The sequence below is a fragment of the Treponema sp. R80B11-R83G3 genome, from assembly GCF_054786115.1.
In genome coordinates this window covers 1-471 of the sequence record NZ_BDHF01000481.1, presented here as the reverse complement: position 1 = coordinate 471, position 471 = coordinate 1, and the positions used below count along the sequence as shown (strand labels likewise).

Below are 471 nucleotides of genomic sequence, written 5' to 3'. Positions count from 1 at the left end.
AGGTTTTATCGTTATCGTTGATGTTATCGTAAAGTGGATTATAGGAGGATAACTATGTCTTTATTACTGCAATTTATATGCGGAATTCTTATTATGGGACTAAGCCTTACCGCTTTTTTCATGCTTCGCTACATGAGGAAACACCCCCCCAGAACCGACAACGGTACTCAGAAGGTATAATTCCCCCTTGTCTTTTCCCCCAAATCCCACTTGACAAACTCCCCAACACGGTAATTAGGCATTTTAACCAAAAACCATTGACAAATTCACTTTAAAATGCTAATATACTTTTAATGAGACAAAAAGTGGCTATAAATACCCAATTCCCTACCCAAAAACCGTTGCATACACCCCTACTTCAAAACCACTTCGCCTTGAGGCAATCGCAAGTGAGGGCTTATGACAGCTATTAATAACTTTTCTGTAAACTGCAACATACCTCGCTCTGACCGCAGACCCCTAATACAAAAC

Annotated in this window: 1 protein-coding gene; it reads left to right on the top strand. The window is 39.9% G+C overall.

Annotated elements, in window-relative coordinates; translation table 11 throughout:
* Window positions 1–54 precede the first annotated feature (54 nt).
* Window positions 55–180 carry a hypothetical protein gene (locus tag ACYVRH_RS14575; RefSeq protein WP_461257584.1) on the top strand — a complete coding sequence of 42 codons (126 nt, stop codon included), beginning with the start codon at window positions 55–57 and terminating at the stop codon, window positions 178–180.
* Window positions 181–471 lie beyond the last annotated feature (291 nt).